We start from the raw sequence: 17,956 nt of genomic DNA, 5'->3' as shown, positions 1-17,956 counted from the left end.
GTTAAATTTAATGATACTTTAATCTTATTCTTTAAATGTAATGAATTTCCTTTTAATTAGTTATTTGAAGATTGTTAAATAAAAAAGGCTGCCAAAAAGTCATAATGATGACTTTTTGGACAGCCCTTACATTTTACATTATTAGATTATTTTAAAGGTCCACCAAGTTCAGCTAATTTTGCATCAAAGCCTTCAAATTTTTTGAAGTTTTCTTTGAATTTAGTTACTAATTCAAGAGCTTTTTGATCATAAGCTGATTTGTCTTCCCAAGTTGTTGAAGGAACTAATACGCTATCAGGTACACCAGGTACATGGGTTGGAATTGCTAAACCGAAAAACTCATCTTGTGTAGTTTCAATGTTGTTTAAATCACCTTCAAGTGCAGCGTGAACCATTGCTCTTGTGTAAGAAAGATTCATACGTTTACCAACGCCGTATTCTCCACCAGTCCAACCAGTGTTTACTAAGAATACATTTACATTATGTTTTTCAATTTTTTCACCAAGCATTTTTGCATATTCTACAGCTGGAAGCGGTAAGAATGGTGATCCGAAACATGTTGAGAATGTTACTTGTGGAGAAGTAACACCACGCTCAGTACCTGCTAATTTACTAGTAAATCCACTTAAGAAGTGGTACATAGCTTGCTCTTTTGTTAATTTACTGATTGGAGGTAATACTCCAAATGCATCAGCAGTTAAAAAGATAATTGCATGTGGATGTCCAGCAACGCTCGGCTCAATGATATTTTGAATTGCTTGCATTGGGTATGCAGCACGAGTATTTTCTGTTAAAGTTGTATCATCATAGTCAGCTAAACGGCTATCAGATTTAACAACAACATTTTCTAAAACTGTACCAAATTTAATTGCAGAGAAAATTTGTGGCTCTTTTTCAAATGTTAAATTGATACATTTAGCGTAGCAACCGCCTTCAATATTGAATACACCATTATCTGACCAACCGTGCTCATCATCACCGATTAGCTTACGATCTGCATCTGCAGATAATGTTGTTTTACCAGTTCCTGAAAGTCCAAAGAATAATGCTACATCGCCTTCACTACCAACGTTAGCAGAACAGTGCATTGGTAATACATTATTTTGTGGTAATAGGAAATTCATGATTGAGAAGATAGATTTTTTCATTTCTCCAGCATATTCCGTACCACCAATTAAGATAATTTTCTTTTCAAATGATACAATAACAAATGCCTCTGAATTTGTTCCATCAACTACAGGGTCTGCTTTAAATGTCGGAGCAGAAACAATTGTAAATTCTGCTTCATGCGTTTGAAGCTCTTGCTCAGTTGGGCGAATAAATAATTGATGAGCAAATAAGTTGTGCCATGCAAATTCGTTAATTACTTGGATAGGTAAACGATATTCAGTGTCAGCACCAGCAAATCCTTTAAATAAGAATAATTCGTTACGATCTTTTAAGTAGTTAAGTACTTTGCTATATAATTTTTCGAATACGTCAGCAGAGATTGGTTGATTTACTGAACCCCAATCGATTAAACTTTCAACAGATGCCTCTTTAACAATAAATTTATCTTTAGGTGAACGTCCAGTATATTTGCCTGTTGAAACGCTAACTGCTCCTGTTGACGTTAAAATTCCTTCTTGTCTTGTTAGGACTTTTTCAACTAACTCAGAAACGCTTAGTTGGTTATACATTTGATTACTAATAAGTAATTCGTTTAATTCAAAGTTTACATCAACTGTCTTCATATACTAATACCATCCTTTAAATATAATTTGTCTGCCATGTAGGTATCTCGATAAATAGTATAACACATTTATTTTAATAGTGTATACTATTAGTTAGCAAAATGTGTTATGAATTTGATTAAAAAATAAATTTGAGTAAAATTTACTTATTAAATGAAGTAAGTTATTTAAATGTAAATATAATAATTAGTAATTTCCCATTAAATAGAAATGAATGTAGAGATAAAGTTATTGTAGAATTATGTCTATGTTATGATGAAAATTGTTGACAAGAAAGTGAAATTTTAATATGATACTTTTCATACGGATACTCTCTTATCCCGAGTAGGTGGAGGGATACAGGCCCTACGAAGCCCAGCAACCTCACTTTTAGTGAAAGGTGCTGAACCTGATGCAAGACTTTTTTTTATGTCTTGGACGATAAGAGCGAAAGGCAAATAACCAAGAAACCTTTCCTCATGTAATATTTGATAAGAGGAAGGCTTTTTTTTTGCTCAAAACTTAAATACAGTGGCAATTTCGTAATTTACACTGAGTTATCTTTATCTTAAATGGGAAACATAGGAATAGGAACAAACTTTTTATTCTTATGTTGAGAAAAAAGAGATCCGTCAATTCAATTTAGGAGGGGACTCAATGTCACAACGTCGTTTATTTACTTCAGAATCAGTTACAGAAGGACATCCAGATAAAATCTGTGACCAAATCTCAGATTCAATTCTTGATGCAATTTTAGCAAATGATCCGAATGCTCGTGTAGCAGCGGAAACTTCAGTTACAACAGGTTTAGTACTTGTTGCAGGTGAAATTACAACTTCTACTTATGTAGATATCCCAAAAATCGTTCGCGAAACAATCCGTGAAATCGGTTATGACCGTGCAAAATACGGATTTGATGCAGATACATGTGCAGTTTTAACTTCTATCGATGAGCAATCAGCAGATATCGCTCTAGGTGTAGACCAAGCGTTAGAAGCTCGTGAAGGTAGCATGACAGATGAAGAAATTGAAGCAATCGGTGCAGGAGACCAAGGTTTAATGTTCGGTTTTGCAGTTAATGAAACACCTGAATTAATGCCACTTCCAATTTCATTATCTCACAAAATTGCTCGCCGTTTAACTGAAGTTAGAAAAAATGAAACAGTTTCTTACTTACGTCCAGACGGTAAAACTCAAGTAACAGTTGAGTATGATGAAAACAACAAACCAGTTCGTATTGATGCTATTGTTGTATCAACACAACATGGTCCAGAAGCTACTCAAGATCAAATTGAAAATGATATTAAAGAACTTGTAATTAAACCAGTTGTACCAGCTGAGTTAATTGATGAAAACACAAAATTCTTTATCAACCCAACAGGTCGTTTCGTTATCGGTGGACCTCAAGGGGATGCTGGTTTAACAGGTCGTAAAATTATTGTTGATACTTACGGTGGATATGCTCGTCACGGTGGTGGCGCATTCTCTGGTAAGGATGCAACTAAAGTTGACCGTTCTGCTGCTTACGCTGCACGTTACGTTGCGAAAAACATCGTAGCTGCTGGCTTAGCTGATAAAGCTGAAGTTCAATTAGCATATGCAATTGGTGTAGCTAAACCAGTTTCAATCGCTATTGATACTTTTGGTACAGGTAAAGTTTCAGAAGAAAAATTAGTTGAAGTAATTCGCAACAACTTCGACCTACGTCCAGCTGGAATTATTAAAATGCTTGACCTACGTCGTCCGATTTACAAACAAACTGCTGCTTATGGTCACTTTGGCCGTACAGATATCGATCTTCCTTGGGAGCGTACTGATAAAGCAGAAGTTTTAAAAACTGAAGCAGGTCTATAATAAAATGATTAAGGCTGAATATGGCATATGCTATATTCAGTCTTTTTTGTTTTGGTTCGAATCACACTGTTTTATTCTACATATAGGTATACTTAAAAATCATTTTTCATAGGTTTAAATGACTAAATTAAAGTTTGTAATGGAGGAACCTATGAAAGCGATTATATGTACAAAATATGGTCCACCAGAAGTTCTTCAAATAACAGAAGTTGAAAAACCAAAAATAAAAGATGATGAAGTATTAATAAAAATACATGCAACAACTGTGACCGCAGGAGATGTAAAACTACGAAGTTCCGATTTTCCGTATATGTATTGGCTACCTTCACGTCTTATGTTTGGCCTTACTAAGCCGAAAAATAAAATACCAGGTTGTGAACTTGCAGGAGAAATAGTCACGATTGGTAAAAACGTAAAAAATTTTAAATCAGGTGATCAAGTTTTTGGATATAGTGGATTTACTTTTGGGGCAAATGCTGAATATATCTCTTTACATGAAGAAGGTGTTCTAGCTAAAAAACCAATAAATATGTCGTTTGAGCAAGCTGCAGCTGTTCCAGTTGGGGCGCTTACTGCATTACACTTTCTAAGGAGAAGTATTATTCAAAATGGACAAAAAGTACTCATTTATGGTGCTTCAGGAAGTGTTGGAACATATGCAATTCAGCTAGCTAAATATTTTGGTACAGAAGTTACCGCATTATGTAGTACATCAAATTTAGAATTTGTAAGGGCTTTAGGGGCAAATGAAGTAATTGATTATACAAATGAAGATCTGGCTAAGTGTAAGAAAACCTATGATATTATTTTTGATACTGTAGGTAAAAGCTCCTTTTCTAATTGTAAAAGATTGCTTAACAAAGATGCGTCTATTTATTAAGTGCTGTATGGAAGCTTTCAGTTTATTTCCAAGCAATTTGGAGTAATTTGATTGGTAATAAAAAAGCCATATTTGGTGTAGCAAATATGAACTATGAAGATTTAAACTATATAAAAGCACTTATTGAAGCGGATAAGTTAAAAGCTGTTATTGATCGACAGTACCCGCTTGAACAATTTGTTGAAGCACATCGATACGTAGAAAAAGGGCATAAGAAGGGGAATGTCGTTATTAATATTAGAGGGAGTTAAGACTGTTGACAAATTCTCTCTTTCTTAGTTGCTGTGGCTTTATGTGCTTTACTATTACCATAAAGAAATCCCTCAAAATGACCTTTTGAGGGATTTCTTTTATAGATTTTCATTTTGTTGTCTGATTTCTTCTCCAGCTAATATTATATTGGCTGTTTCAATTTTACGGTGCTCATCCACGGAATGGCCTGGATCGAGATTATTAAGGTCTGCTTGTATTTTCATTTGCTCTTCGTTTCTGATGGGGTTATTTTTTTTGCTCAATTTTATTACCTCCATTTAGATAGTAGAAAGTAGGTGAAACTCTCGTTGTTTTAGTCTTAACGAAATGACTAACTTCATTCAAATTTATAGAAGTAATCGATTTACTCGCTTAATTCATTTATTAATTTTTTAAAAGTGAGATAAGCAGGCTTAATAGTATAATCATCCTTCATAATACCAAATTGATGAAATAGGTCGTCTTTTGAACTATTGGCATCCCTTAAACCAAAAAATTCATAATGAGTAATATTTAGTTCCTGACGCAAAGAATAGACTGTTCGAATAATTACCTCAAGTACGTTCGATTGTTGCTCATATGACCTTTCGATTTGTATAAATGGATTTTTCCCGGTAGGCCACCCATTCTCTGTAATGTGGATTGGAAGAGTGGAAGGGAAACCATTACAATCCAATGTTTTTCGAAATTTACGAAGTATGTTTTCTACTGAAACAGCAACTTCCTCTATTTTTAATGGTTCCTCAAATACATCCACATAAAAATTATGCCCTACATAATCAATTGAATGAATTAATTCATCCCCACCCATTTTTATTAACTTTTCCCAAAAAAGTGGAACTGTCTTTTCTCCCTCAGGAACCGAGCCGAATCCAACTTTGATCGGTAAATTACTTTTTTCAATTTCTTCTTTTACAGTTAGAACCCCTTGTACAAGCGCTTCTAATACATATGGTTTGGAACCATCCATAAACGATAAATTAGGCTCATTCGTGATTTGAATTGAATCAAGGAAGGTGCCATATTCTTTAATTACTTTACGAACAAAATGTAACCAATAGTCCAGTGATAGGCTTGGATCCATAAGACAGCCAATTGTTAAATCGCCTAATAAACCTGCGTTTTTATATCGATTTAAAGCGTTAAATACTCTTTCCTCTGTTTCAGGTCCCATATAGACAGCATACATTCTTGGTAAAAGTTGAGTAACATTACCCTTTAGCTCTTTAAGAGCAGATGCTATTTTTTCATAATTATCATCAGGACCTGTAGCTAATCCTATAGGTGTACCAGCTACACTAAGGGGATAGATACCAAAAGTTAATCCAGTTGAATTCATCTACTTTACTCCTTTGTTAGATAGTAAATATCTATTTACTTATTAGATTGGTTTAATTTATATAATTGTGATATTATAGAATTATATCTCGGTAAATAATAAACTTTTATTTACTATGTGTCAATTTTGATATTTTTTCCTAGAAAGGTTTGTAATAAAATGAATTCAAATCCAAATCAAATTGCAGAGAAGTTTATCCAACTACTTCCTCTAGTTTTTAATAAGTTTAACAAGCAGGGCACTAAAAACTCTTTAAAGAATAAGCAGTCCGAGTTAACTCATTTACAAAGTCATATACTAGAAGAGCTGTTTCAAACAGTAGATGGAATTTCAATTACAGAGCTAGCTCAAAATATAAGCATTTCTAAACAGCAAATGACGCCATTAATTAAGAAATTAGAAGAAAAAGAATATGTATCAAAAATTCAAGATCCGAATGATAAACGGAGTGTAAAAATTATACTTACTGAAAAAGGTAAAAAAGTTGTCACAAAACGATGGGAAGATTTTTATCATATTTTTTGTGAACGGATTGGTCAACTTGATGAGGAAGACTTACTTGATTTAGACTACTCGATGCACAAAATCATAAGAATACTTGGGAAATTAGAATAGAGAGTATATAGCTTTTATTTTTGTTAAATTATAGAAATCCTTGAACATTCCTTACTAATCATTTATTATGTTTTAATATAACAACATACAAAAATTGTATAACCTCATTGATATGGTATGAGGGTCTCTACCAGGAACCGTAAAATCCTGATTACGAAAAAGAATGTAATTTTATTTACATCCTTCTTCGTAATCAGGATTTTTTTATTTTTTACACAATTAAGAAAATGACTATGGAGGAAAAATAATGAAAACAGTCTATATAAATGCAACATTTTTTACAATGGATCAAGAAAATAAAATCTTTGAAAACGGTATGATGATTGTACAAGATCAATTCATTACTTATGTCGGAAATCATTCTGAAGAGTTAATGAAGGATGCAGAGCAAGTTGTTAATCTTCAAGGGAAATGGGTAATGCCAGGACTTGTAAATACACATTCTCATATTCTTATGACGCTTTTACGTGGTATAGGAGATGACATGCTACTAAAGCCTTGGTTAGAAACTAAAATATGGCCAATCGAAAGACAATATACAACTGAAATTGCTTCTGTAAGTGCACAGCTTGGTATTTTAGAAATGGTTAAATCGGGTACGACAACTTTCTCAGATATGTTTAACCCAAATGGAATCGATCCAAATGTTGTCATGGAGACAATTGGTGAAACTGGAATTAGAGGAGCATTTTCATATTCAATATTTAGCTTTGGAACTGAAGAAGAGCAAAGATTGAATCTTAAAGGTGCTGAGCAATTTTCAAAAGACTACAAAAGGTTTGCTGATGGCCGTCTAACAACGATGGTTGCACCTCATAGTCCATATGCATGTACACCAGAAGCTCTAATCGAAAGTGCACGTATTGCAAAAGAAAATGATTTAATGATGCACATTCATGTATCCGAAACAGATTATGAAATTCAAGATATTGAAACGCGTTATGCAAACCGACCTGTTGAACATCTTCGCAAATTAGGTGTATTTAATCAGCCGACAGTAATGGCTCACGGTGTAGTTCTAAATGATGAAGAAAGAGCGATACTAAAGGAATATGATGTACGAGTTGCTCATAATCCAATTAGTAATTTAAAGTTAGGTTCTGGGGTTGCTGATGTGGTTAGTTTATTAGACGCCGGAGTAAAAGTTGGTATAGCAACGGATAGCACCGCATCTAATAACAATCTTGACATGTTTGAAGAAGTGAGAATAGCAGCACTGCTACAAAAAGGAATGTATAAAGATGCTACGAAATTCTCAGCGCAAACTGCATTAACTTTGGCTACTCGAGGTGGAGCAGAAGCTATAGGAATGGGACATACTGGCTCACTTGAAGCCAATAAAAAGGCAGACTTTATTACAATTTATCCATTTGATAAAGAGCATTTACAACCATTAAGCAATGCCTATTCTCACTTACTATACGCTGCACGTGGTAGTGATGTATGTGATGTTTTCATTGATGGGAAAGCAATCGTAAAAGACCGTATTAGTTTAACAATTGATGAAGAAAAAGTAATTGCAGAAGTAAATCGATTACAGAGTAGATTTGCTTAGAAGTAAGTATACAAGGAAGAGCAGGAAAAGGATTTTCCTGCTCTTTCAACTTTTAAAAATATCGATCATTAATAATTTTTAAGTGATGCAACTCATGACCAGCAATAATATAAGCAATAGCACGAGGTGTCGTTGGGTGATTTAGCACATTACCTTCATTTTCTAATGTTTCATTAGATAAATTCTCTAGCATAGATAAAGTGGCTTGACGAACAGTTTGATATTCATAAATAATTTGCTCTAGTTCAAGTCGGTTAAAATTAGCATTTTCATTATAGGCATTCTCATCAAACGATGGTAAAGGAGTGTGATCACCTCTTGCAATTGCCAATAGACGATAGCACATTATCCTTTCAGTATCGACTAAATGTCCAAGAACTTCCTTAATACTCCATTTTCCTTCCGCATATCGATATTCAGATTTTTCTTTCGAGATTGCTTTAAAAAAACTGATTGATTCCTCTAATTGCTTCTTCAAAATAGTTTGTAAGTCACCTTCAGGAACTAGTTCAATATAACCTTTAAAATGTGGATTATATTCGTTTGGATTTGGTCTGGACATCAATTAATCACCCCAAAGTTTTTATTTAAGATCAACAAAAAAGAACACGTAGTACAATAAGAAATTATATCGTATGGTAAAATTATGTAAATAGAAGTTTGAAAAATAAAAATATTAAGGATGATTAGATGAATATTCAACTGAAGCAACGTTTTAAGCAATTTGCAAAAAATGAATGTGAAAATTCTAGTAGATTATATGAATATTTATCATTAAAAATTGCAGAAGACGAAGAGATACATGATTTATGTGCTTTTGCGCAATGTGGTCAGCCTATTCCAAATTTATTATTAGGTGCGATTCATTATTTATTAATGAATGGTAATCATCATCGGTTAAAAGAGTTCTATCCAAGCCTAGTAGAAACACCAAAGAAATTAGAAGATTCCTATCCATATTTTCAGGATTTTTGTAGAAAATTTAGAAACGAGATTATTCAGCTTATTCAAACGAAAATTGTCCAAACAAATGAAGTTAGACGTTGTGCTTATCTTTATCCATGTTTTTCTTACATTTATCAAAAGGTTAATAAACCAATCTCGTTAATAGAGATAGGTACTAGTGCTGGACTTCAACTATTATGGGATCAATATAAGTATTCTTATAGCTCAAGTGAAACTATTTATGGGAATAAAAAATCCAATGTTCTCATCAATTCGGAGGTAAAAGATAATGGCCCAACTATTCTCGCATTATTAGGCAAAGCGCCTCCAGTTGTTGATCGATATGGAATAGATTTACACGTAAATGATTTATCAAACGAAGAAGACTATTTGTGGTTAAAAGCCTTAATTTGGCCAGAGCATTTTGAACGAAGAGAACTATTTGAAAAAGCTGTTAGCTGTTTAAAAGAAAATGAAATCAATTTAATTGAAGCAAACGGAATTAAAATACTTCCAGAAGTAGTCAATCAATTATCAAAAGATACAATTTTATGTATTTTTCATACACATGTCGCAAATCAAATACCGGTTGAGGGGAAACAAAGTTTACTAAAAACGATTGAAGATATTAGTAAAAATAGGGATGTGTTTCATCTATATAACAATATTTGGGATCGAATGCTACATCTTGACTATTATATTAATGGCATAAAATATGAAGAAATAATTGGAGAAACGGAAGGTCATGGAAAATGGTTTGAATGGAGGATTTAGTAAATGGAGATAAAAGGGATCAATCATTTGTTGTTTTCTGTATCTAATCTTGAAACATCGATTGATTTTTATCGAAATGTATTTGATGCAACTCTCTTAGTGAAAGGAAAAACAACAGCATATTTTGATTTAAATGGTATATGGCTCGCTTTAAATGTAGAGGAGGGTATACCTAGAAATGAAATTCGTCAATCATATACCCATTTGGCTTTTTCAATAGACGAAGACTCATTCGAAAAAATGTATGATAAATTAGTTCAACTTAAGGTGAATATATTGAATGGTCGTGACAGAGATAAACGAGATAAAAATTCAATTTATTTTACTGATCCAGATGGACATAAATTTGAATTTCATACTGGTACAATGCGAGATCGGATTGAATATTATAAGCAAACAAAACCACATATGGATTTTTATATTTAGTCGTTGGATAGAAAGTTTATCTAAACTTTCTTCAAAAAATATCTTGAATTAAAGATATTTTTTGATACAATATAGGTAAGAGATCGGTAAAATGAAATAGAAAGTATCGTGTTAAACAAATGGATTTATAAGATATCTAGATAGGTTATTTTTTGGTAAATATCTCGAATTAAAGATAAAAATAAAAGGAGCGATAAACAATGTTCGAAAAAATCAATAGTAAACAATTAGGTCACGCTGATCACGGTTGGTTAAAAACAATTCATCATTTTTCATTTGCAAATTATTATGATCCAAGTAATATGAACTTTGGTGTATTAAGAGTATTAAATGATGATTTAATTAAAGCACACAGAGGATTTGGTACTCATCCACATAGTGATATGGAAATTATATCGTATGTCATTAATGGGAACTTGACTCACGCTGATAGTATGGGGAATAAACATGAAATTGGACGTGGCGATATACAATATATGAGTGCAGGAACAGGTGTTTATCACAGTGAACACAATATGGGCAGGGATTTATTAAGATTAATTCAATTATGGATTATTCCTGACAAAGCCGGTCATACTCCGAATTACGGAGACTTAATTTCAGATTGGGAAAAGAGAGAAGGAAAATGGTATCATATGGTATCTCCGGTTGAAGGGAGTGCCCCAATTAAAATTCACCAAGATGCAAATATTTACTCGCTTGCATTAAATGAAAATGAAGAAATTTCTTTTGAAATGAAAAAGGATCGACAAGCGTATTTAGTCTTATTAGAAGGAAATGCCATTGTGAATGGAGAACTATTGGAAGCTAGTGATGCTGCAAAAATAATTGAAGAAGATATTAAAATAAAATCAAAAGATTTTTCACATTATTTAGTAGTAGAAATGAAAAAATAATAGATGAAAAGATCTATTCAATGGAGGGGAAAATGGAATGAAAACAAGTATTAAATGGGATGGTAAATTAGCTTTTTCAGGAATAGCACCATCAGGCCATGAAATCAAAATGGATACTGCCGAGTCTTTAGGTGGAGACAATAGTGCACCTACACCAGTTGAACTTTTAATTAATGCGGTCGCAGGTTGTACAGCAATTGATATCGTATTAATCCTTGAAAAAATGAGATTAAAACTAACTTCATTCGAAATTGAAGTAAATGGTGAACGAGCTGAGGAGCACCCTAAACGTTTTACTGACATTCACTTGCATTATATATTAGGTGGAGAGTTAGATGCAGAAAAAGTTCGAAAAGCGATCAAATTATCAAAGGATAAATATTGCTCAGTAGCTCATTCTTTAAACGCTAACATTACAGCAAGTTTCACTTTAAATGGAACGAAGGATGAGGAAGTACTGTAATAAAATGTAGCTGTCCCTAAAGTAAAACTACTTTTAGGGCAGCTTTTTTAATTGCAATTTAAAAAACCAGCACATTGCTGGTTTCAGTGTGTAGAGAAAGTACTTTAAACTTGATTTTCAGACTGATTGCAAGCGCTTGTCTTTCGAGGCGCGAAGCCTAGTGAGGAGCGGAGTTACCCTAGACGGTAATGAGCACCGCAGAAAGGCGAAGTAACGAAGAAAGCGAGCGTTTGGCGGGCAGTCTGAAACCAGCAGATTGCTGGTTTCTTTACTTACTCTTCATTATCTAATTGTTTTTTTACATAAGTAGGAAGCATAAAGCACCCAACATGTAGATCGGTATTATAATATTTTGTTTCGATCCCTAGCTTATTCCATTCATCAGCTTTAATGTCTTTAATTGGATCGTATTTTTTTGAAGCAAATCCGAATAACCAATGACCGGATGGATAAGTTGGCATATGGAATTGATAGACTTTTGAAATCGGAAAAGTTTCTTTAATTTTGGAATGTGCACGTTTCATTTCGTGCGCGTAACTAGCGTAATATGGACTTTCGTGCTGATTAATTAGAATACCTTCTTCACTTAATACCCGTTTGCAATTGTTATAGAAAGCAACTGTAAAAAGCCCTTCACCAGGTCCAATAGGATCAGTTGAATCTACCAAAATCAGATCGTAATAACCTTCATCAGCTTCTTGTACGAATTTTAGGCCATCTTCAAAATATAAGGTTAATCGATTATCTTGATCTAATTTTGAGGCTGTTAAAGGTAAGTATTGTTGGCATAGCCTTACTACTCGTTCATCAATTTCTACCATATCAACAACTTCCACACCTGGGTATCGTAGTACTTCACGAGCAGTTCCACCGTCGCCACCACCGATAATTAGTACTTTTTTAATATTTGGATTAACGGCCATTGATACATGCGTAATCATATCATGGTAGATAAATTCATCCTTTTCAGTCACCATCATATAACCATCTAGAGTAAAGAATGTTCCAAATGTTTCACTTCTAAAGAAATCGATTTGTTGAAATTCACTTTTTTCAGAATGAATATGTTCTTGAACCTTTATGGAGAACTTCGTATCCTCTTGGTGATTCTCTGTATACCATAAATCCATTAAATTTTCCTCCAAACTTCGATCGACGACCTTTATGATATAAGGATCATCATCATCGTTGATTGTGATCGTTCCTTCTGATTTTAAATAAAGATAATGCTGAATTAATTCAGTTGAAATTAGTTCACCTGGTATACAAAGTGGGATACCAGGAGGGTAAATCATGATGGATTCACCACTTATTAATCCACTAGCATCATGAATTGAAATAATACGTTTTGGATGATAGTACGCTTCTCTAGGAGTCATGACCATTTTAGGATTTTTTAATGCAACACTTATATCTGTTTCAAGTTTCGGAAGTTTACCATAATATCGGTCACTAATATCTCTTAATGCATCAATTAAGGTTTGAATGGTGTCTTCATTATCACCTAGCGAGATAATTGCTAAAATGACATTAGGTTCGGCAAGTTCGATTTGAATTTTATATTCTTCTGCAAGCATGTCATATACTTTAAAACCAGACATGCCTAAATCTGAAACTTTAACGACGAGTTTTAACTCATCGTAATCGAATACTCCAACTCCATTTCGATATGTATCTTGCGTAATACATTTTAATCCTTTTATGGAGTTAATTTCTTCTTTAGCTTTTCTTGTTAAATTGAGTAATTTTTCAAAACGCTCTTGACCTTCTAAGACTAATTTCTTTCTTGCAACATCGATTGAACACATAAGTAAATAGGAAGCAGATGTTGTTTGAAATAAATTAATTGTAGATCGAACCCTATTTTTAGTAATGATCCCATCGTTATGTAGTAGAACTGATGCTTGTGTTAAAGCACCACCAGTTTTATGCAAACTAAGGGTAACAAGGTCAGCACCAAGAAGGGCAGCGTTAGTTGGTAAATCAGGGTGAAACGAAAAGTGAGCACCATGAGCTTGGTCTACTAAAACAGGAATCCCCTTGGAATGACCGATGTCGATAATTTGTTTTAGATCTGAAGTTGCTCCAAAATAGGTCGGATTTATAATCAGGATGGCTTTAACATCCGAATTTAAGTCTAGGGCATGAAGAACAGATTTTACAGAAACACCATTTACAATTCCATACTCATAATCGATTTCTGGTTCAATAAATACTGGTTTAGCACCTGCTAAGATTAATGCATTTATTGCGGATTTGTGTACATTCCTTGGTAGGAGAATTTTATCGCCATGTTCAAGGGCGCTCATAATCATATATTGAACGCCAGAAGTCGAACCATTTACTAACATATAAGCGTTATCTGAATGAAAGGCATCTGCTAATAAAGTTTCGGCTTCTTGGATTACACCTGTTGGATGCGATAAGTTATCAACACGCTTTGAAGAATTGACATCCATTTTAAGAGCCATATCACTCCAAAGCTCTCTTAATTCCTCGAGTGAATTACCTCTTTTATGCCCAGGAACATCAAAGCTTGTTATATCTTCCTTAGCATAACGGACTAATTCAGTTAAAAGCGGTGTTTTACTGTGATCCATCATCCATCAATATCCTCCACATCAGGACCATTCCATAAATTTTTACCGTAAAAGATTTCGTCCATCTCATACTTCACTTTTTCTTCTATTTGTGAAATTTCATCCGCGTCTAATTTTTCTTTTGTGTAGCCAAAAAGGTAATTATCTAAATTAAATTGTTTCAACTTACATTTCGTGTGGAAAATATTTTCTTGGAATACATTCACATCAATCATTTGATACATGTCCTTTATTTTTTGAGGAATGTAATTTTGGATTGAGTTTATATCATGATCAATAAATAATTTATAACCGCTAACATCACGAGTAAATCCTCGAACTCGATAATCAATTGTCATAATATCTGCATCAAATTGGTGTATTAAGTAGTTTAAAGCTTTTAAAGGAGAAATTTCTCCACAAGTAGATACATCAATATCTGCTCTGAATGTACTAATTCCATCATCCGGATGATATTCTGGGTAGGTATGAACAGTAATATGACTTTTATCTAAAGCTGCTACTACTAGCTCCGGTAATGGACCAGGTGATTCGGAAAAAGTTTCAGATGAAGGGTTATCAACCGGACCTTCTGAAACGAGAATTGTAACACTTGCTCCTTGAGGATCATAATCTTGTTTTGCAACATTTAAAATGTGAGCTCCGATTATATGCGTAACTTCAGTTAAAATTTTTGTTAAACGGTCAGCGTTATATTGTTCATCGATGTACTGTATATATGCTTCACGTTCTTCTTTTGTTTTTGTAAAGCAAATATCATACATATTAAAACTTAAAGATTTCGTTAAGTTATTAAAACCATAAAGTTGAAAATTATTTGACGATGAAATATTCATCTATTGTCCTCCTAATTTTGCAAAATTAAAAAAGTACGTACGAAAAAGTAAAAGCGACTGTACAATAGTCGCTAGTGTAACTACTCAATATATATTGTTTGTTTTTGAATTATTCATTATTCACGTAAGTTGATGATTGAGGAGTTACTAATCAATCTTATCCTTTGTTGTTTTATTTAAAATATTCAGATAATAAAAAACATGAAAATTTTTTTAAGCCTTCTTAGATATGAGGATTGGTGGTTGTGGTGTAAAGATTAGTTCAAATTCCATTACTAATTTTTTAAAGATACTATTCCAATCCTGTGTTAATGCATAATCTCTTGCTTTTTTTGACATATGCTTCAACATCTCGCTTCCATGTAAGCAATCCTCAATTGCCTGGCAAAATGAAGATGTATTTTGTGGCTCACAAAGGACACCAGTTGAATAATCTCTAATTATATTTTTAACTCCGCCTGCATTTGCACCAATGACTGGTGTTCCACATGCCATTGCTTCGAGTACTACATTTCCAAATGTTTCAGTATCAGAAGGAAAGACCATTAAATCAGACACACCATAAATCTCAACTAAGTCCTTCTTTTGAAGATAGCCTGTATAAATAATTTGATCAGTACCAGTTTTCTTGATCATTTCTTCTTTTTTTGGACCATCTCCTACGATTAACCAAGTTAAATTTTTGTTAAAACGTTGTTTAGTATAGTTTATTATTTTCGATAAGGTTTCTAAATCTTTTTCAGGTGCAATTCTTCCGACAAAACAAACCGTATATTTAGACGTAATATTATATTTTTGTTTAATCTCATTATGATTCAAAGTTGGACGAAAGATCGAACAGTCAACGCCATGTGTCCAAATTGAGAGATTATTAAATCCCTTTGTCACTAAATGATTGAATGTATCCTTGGAGGGAACAAATATTTTTTGAGTAGGTTTATGAAACCAGTCTAAATACTTCCATAAAATATTTTCTAAGAATGTTAAGTTATAGTACTGAAGATAATGATCAAAATTTGTGTGGTATGAAGCAACCAAAGGGATTTTCATTTTTTTAGCAATATGAAGACCGCTCAATCCAATTGTAAATGGCGTAGCGATATGAATAATATCTGGATTAAATTCTTTAAGCGTCTTTTTCATTTTAGAAAGGTTTGGAAATGAAATTTTACATTCAGGATAAATTTTAAATGGCACAGACTTTAATCTTGTTACATCTTCAGTTGAAGATAAACCGTAATCCTCAGGAGCAAACACATGGTATGAGTGGCCATGATCTTTTAAATAATTTGTAAATCGATTTAAAGTTTTGGCAACACCATTCACTTGAGGAATATAGGTGTCTGTAAAAATAGCTACTCTCATAACTTCTCCTCCTTACAAATGATAGATAAAAAATTGAGAAATAAATGTAGTAAAGATACCAAGTAAAATTCCGAAAAACACATCTGATGGATAATGTAAGCCAAGATAAATTCGAGAGAAAGAGACACACAAAACTAAAGGTAGTAAAATAAATGCTGTAAATGGTAAATAAATCATAATTGGAAGTGCAACAGAAATAATTGCCGTTGTATGACCAGAAGGGAAGGAATGATCTTTTAAAGGATTTTTTAACACAAAAGTACCTTCTAGTTTAAGATAAGGTCTTTTACGTGGATAAAAACGTTTAAGAAAATGAACAGGAATATGGCTAAGAGAAAGGGTACAACAACATAAAATTGATGCTTCATGCAATTCACCTTTGGAATAAAGTAATAAAATTAATGCTGATGCAATTGTAAAAGTAGCTCCACCAAGATGTGTAATATTACGGAAGAAAAAATTCAAGTAACGCTTCTGGAACAATGAATTAACGCGATAAAACAGTTGACATTCATAAGTGTGTATCTTTTGAAGAATAGCGCTCATTTTTCATCCTCCATTAATGCAGATATTTGTAACTTCATTATAAAAAGGGTTTATGGATTTAAATAGAATCTTTTGTAAATGAATAATTTAGATATGTAAATTTTTATTAAACGGATAAGCGGGGAGGGTTAAGGTAGCTGGGACAGTCACATCTGTCTGAGAGTGCAAAAGACAGCTAATTCAAGATAAAATATTGAGCAGAAAGCAAAAAAAATGAAAGAATTAACCCTAAAATAAATTCAGGGAAAATAAAAAGAGAAGGCATAAATTCCTTCTCAGTGTGGAAATACAAAACTTGATTTTTATATTGTTTTATAGAAAAATCCTCAATTTCAATTATTTTGACTGATTTTCTTCTTCTACCTTTTTATAGAATTGTCCTTTTTCAATATATTCTCTACGAATTCGATCCATATCAATGATGTCTTCCTCTGTTAATTCACGTACTACTTTAGCAGGTCTACCAAACGCTAATGTGTTAGGAGGTATTATTTTTCCTCCAGGAACTAAGCTACCTGCACCAATCATTGCACCTTCACCGATTTCAGCACCGTCTAAAACGATTGATCCCATACCAACTAATGCATTCTTTTTAACTGTACAACTATGTAAAATAACACTATGTCCAATTGTTACGCCATCTTCTAAAATTAGAGGGCATTTTGGACTTTGGTGGAGAACAGATAAATCTTGAACATTTACATCATTTCCAATGATTGTATCATTAACGTCGCCACGAATTACTGCACCAAAAAATACACTACTATTTGCTCCAATTGTGACAGAACCGGTAACAGTTGCAGTTGAAGCGATAAAAGCTGATGGTTCGATTTTGGGTTGCTTCCCTTTGTATGGTAATATCATACTATACCGTTGCCAAGAAAAATGAGATGATTGT

Annotated in this window: 16 protein-coding genes, 1 pseudogene and 2 riboswitches; of the genes and pseudogenes, 8 read left to right on the top strand and 9 right to left on the bottom strand. The window is 33.2% G+C overall.

The window, feature by feature from the left end:
- Positions 1 to 146 precede the first annotated feature (146 nt).
- A complete protein-coding gene (gene pckA / locus BED47_RS17795) occupies positions 147 to 1,733 on the bottom strand; it encodes a phosphoenolpyruvate carboxykinase (ATP) (protein WP_069034750.1) in 1,587 nt (528 codons plus the stop codon).
- Positions 1,734 to 2,045: 312 nt separating this feature from the next.
- A riboswitch (SAM riboswitch) is annotated at positions 2,046 to 2,160 on the top strand.
- A gap of 209 nt (positions 2,161 to 2,369) precedes the next feature.
- Between pckA and metK the strand changes: the two genes are divergently transcribed.
- Both metK and BED47_RS17785 read left to right on the top strand, forming a co-directional pair.
- The gene (metK, locus tag BED47_RS17790) at positions 2,370 to 3,566 is read left to right on the top strand and encodes a methionine adenosyltransferase (protein ID WP_069034749.1); all 1,197 of its coding nucleotides are present in this window, start codon (positions 2,370 to 2,372) and stop codon (positions 3,564 to 3,566) included.
- A 151-nt stretch (positions 3,567 to 3,717) separates the two neighbouring features.
- A pseudogene (locus BED47_RS17785) lies at positions 3,718 to 4,697 on the top strand (NAD(P)-dependent alcohol dehydrogenase).
- A 99-nt stretch (positions 4,698 to 4,796) separates the two neighbouring features.
- On the opposite strand, the gene BED47_RS23795 reads toward BED47_RS17785, so the two are convergent.
- Positions 4,797 to 4,961 (bottom strand): hypothetical protein, encoded by a 165-nt coding sequence (locus tag BED47_RS23795; RefSeq protein ID WP_175403511.1) that lies wholly within the window; start codon positions 4,959 to 4,961, stop codon positions 4,797 to 4,799.
- Positions 4,962 to 5,062: 101 nt separating this feature from the next.
- On the bottom strand, positions 5,063 to 6,037 hold the full coding sequence (locus BED47_RS17775; protein ID WP_069034747.1) for a hypothetical protein: 975 nt from the start codon (positions 6,035 to 6,037) through the stop codon (positions 5,063 to 5,065).
- A 159-nt stretch (positions 6,038 to 6,196) separates the two neighbouring features.
- Here BED47_RS17775 and BED47_RS17770 point away from each other — a divergent pair, with 159 nt between their 5' ends.
- Both BED47_RS17770 and BED47_RS17765 read left to right on the top strand, forming a co-directional pair.
- On the top strand, positions 6,197 to 6,652 hold the full coding sequence (locus BED47_RS17770) for a MarR family winged helix-turn-helix transcriptional regulator (protein ID WP_069034746.1): 456 nt from the start codon (positions 6,197 to 6,199) through the stop codon (positions 6,650 to 6,652).
- Between the two features lie 74 nt (positions 6,653 to 6,726).
- A riboswitch (purine riboswitch) is annotated at positions 6,727 to 6,826 on the top strand.
- Between the two features lie 73 nt (positions 6,827 to 6,899).
- A complete protein-coding gene (locus BED47_RS17765; RefSeq protein WP_069034745.1) occupies positions 6,900 to 8,207 on the top strand; it encodes an amidohydrolase family protein in 1,308 nt (435 codons plus the stop codon).
- 52 nt (positions 8,208 to 8,259) lie between these two features.
- Here the strand turns inward: BED47_RS17765 and BED47_RS17760 are convergent, their stop codons facing one another.
- Entirely contained in the window at positions 8,260 to 8,769 is a 510-nt protein-coding gene (locus tag BED47_RS17760; RefSeq protein WP_254664614.1) for a DinB family protein, read from the bottom strand.
- A gap of 128 nt (positions 8,770 to 8,897) precedes the next feature.
- Here BED47_RS17760 and BED47_RS17755 point away from each other — a divergent pair, with 128 nt between their 5' ends.
- From BED47_RS17755 to BED47_RS17740, 4 genes are all read left to right on the top strand, one after another.
- Entirely contained in the window at positions 8,898 to 9,926 is a 1,029-nt protein-coding gene (locus tag BED47_RS17755) for a DUF2332 domain-containing protein (protein WP_069034743.1), read from the top strand.
- Positions 9,927 to 9,929: 3 nt separating this feature from the next.
- Complete coding sequence (gene fosM / locus BED47_RS17750; protein WP_069034742.1) at positions 9,930 to 10,352, top strand: FosM family fosfomycin resistance protein; 423 nt, start codon at positions 9,930 to 9,932, stop codon at positions 10,350 to 10,352.
- A 200-nt stretch (positions 10,353 to 10,552) separates the two neighbouring features.
- Entirely contained in the window at positions 10,553 to 11,248 is a 696-nt protein-coding gene (locus tag BED47_RS17745; protein WP_069034741.1) for a pirin family protein, read from the top strand.
- A gap of 37 nt (positions 11,249 to 11,285) precedes the next feature.
- A complete protein-coding gene (locus BED47_RS17740; protein ID WP_069034740.1) occupies positions 11,286 to 11,711 on the top strand; it encodes an OsmC family protein in 426 nt (141 codons plus the stop codon).
- Positions 11,712 to 11,983: 272 nt separating this feature from the next.
- Here BED47_RS17740 and speE read toward each other — a convergent pair whose 3' ends face one another.
- The 5 genes from speE to BED47_RS17715 form a co-directional block, all read right to left on the bottom strand.
- Positions 11,984 to 14,314, bottom strand: coding sequence for a polyamine aminopropyltransferase (speE, locus tag BED47_RS23890; RefSeq protein ID WP_217493008.1), 2,331 nt, complete (start codon positions 14,312 to 14,314; stop codon positions 11,984 to 11,986).
- Positions 14,311 to 15,147 (bottom strand): adenosylmethionine decarboxylase, encoded by an 837-nt coding sequence (speD, locus tag BED47_RS17730; RefSeq protein WP_069034739.1) that lies wholly within the window; start codon positions 15,145 to 15,147, stop codon positions 14,311 to 14,313. Before speD ends, speE begins: the two co-directional genes overlap by 4 nt.
- 213 nt (positions 15,148 to 15,360) lie before the next feature.
- Positions 15,361 to 16,512 (bottom strand): glycosyltransferase family 4 protein, encoded by a 1,152-nt coding sequence (locus BED47_RS17725; RefSeq protein WP_069034738.1) that lies wholly within the window; start codon positions 16,510 to 16,512, stop codon positions 15,361 to 15,363.
- 12 nt (positions 16,513 to 16,524) lie between these two features.
- The gene (locus BED47_RS17720) at positions 16,525 to 17,058 is read right to left on the bottom strand and encodes a phosphatase PAP2 family protein (RefSeq protein WP_069034737.1); all 534 of its coding nucleotides are present in this window, start codon (positions 17,056 to 17,058) and stop codon (positions 16,525 to 16,527) included.
- A 336-nt stretch (positions 17,059 to 17,394) separates the two neighbouring features.
- Entirely contained in the window at positions 17,395 to 17,922 is a 528-nt protein-coding gene (locus BED47_RS17715; RefSeq protein WP_069034736.1) for a gamma carbonic anhydrase, read from the bottom strand.
- Positions 17,923 to 17,956 lie beyond the last annotated feature (34 nt).

Origin of the sequence: Gottfriedia luciferensis, assembly GCF_001712755.1 — a bacterium.
Taxonomy (GTDB): domain Bacteria; phylum Bacillota; class Bacilli; order Bacillales; family Bacillaceae_G; genus Gottfriedia; species Gottfriedia luciferensis_B.
The sequence above is the reverse complement of the archived record's forward strand: the minus strand, read 5'-3'. Positions and strand labels throughout refer to the sequence as shown.

Coding starts and splice junctions, on each gene's coding strand:
- BED47_RS17745 (WP_069034741.1), top strand. CDS start 10,553: ATGTTCGAAAAAATCAATAGTAAACAATTAGGTCACGCTGATCACGGT.
- speE (WP_217493008.1), bottom strand. CDS start 14,314: ATGATGGATCACAGTAAAACACCGCTTTTAACTGAATTAGTCCGTTAT.
- BED47_RS17720 (WP_069034737.1), bottom strand. CDS start 17,058: ATGAGCGCTATTCTTCAAAAGATACACACTTATGAATGTCAACTGTTT.
- speD (WP_069034739.1), bottom strand. CDS start 15,147: ATGAATATTTCATCGTCAAATAATTTTCAACTTTATGGTTTTAATAAC.
- BED47_RS17760 (WP_254664614.1), bottom strand. CDS start 8,769: ATGTCCAGACCAAATCCAAACGAATATAATCCACATTTTAAAGGTTAT.
- pckA (WP_069034750.1), bottom strand. CDS start 1,733: ATGAAGACAGTTGATGTAAACTTTGAATTAAACGAATTACTTATTAGT.
- BED47_RS17715 (WP_069034736.1), bottom strand. CDS start 17,922: ATGATATTACCATACAAAGGGAAGCAACCCAAAATCGAACCATCAGCT.
- BED47_RS17770 (WP_069034746.1), top strand. CDS start 6,197: ATGAATTCAAATCCAAATCAAATTGCAGAGAAGTTTATCCAACTACTT.
- fosM (WP_069034742.1), top strand. CDS start 9,930: ATGGAGATAAAAGGGATCAATCATTTGTTGTTTTCTGTATCTAATCTT.
- BED47_RS17755 (WP_069034743.1), top strand. CDS start 8,898: ATGAATATTCAACTGAAGCAACGTTTTAAGCAATTTGCAAAAAATGAA.
- BED47_RS17725 (WP_069034738.1), bottom strand. CDS start 16,512: ATGAGAGTAGCTATTTTTACAGACACCTATATTCCTCAAGTGAATGGT.
- BED47_RS17740 (WP_069034740.1), top strand. CDS start 11,286: ATGAAAACAAGTATTAAATGGGATGGTAAATTAGCTTTTTCAGGAATA.
- metK (WP_069034749.1), top strand. CDS start 2,370: ATGTCACAACGTCGTTTATTTACTTCAGAATCAGTTACAGAAGGACAT.
- BED47_RS17765 (WP_069034745.1), top strand. CDS start 6,900: ATGAAAACAGTCTATATAAATGCAACATTTTTTACAATGGATCAAGAA.
- BED47_RS17775 (WP_069034747.1), bottom strand. CDS start 6,037: ATGAATTCAACTGGATTAACTTTTGGTATCTATCCCCTTAGTGTAGCT.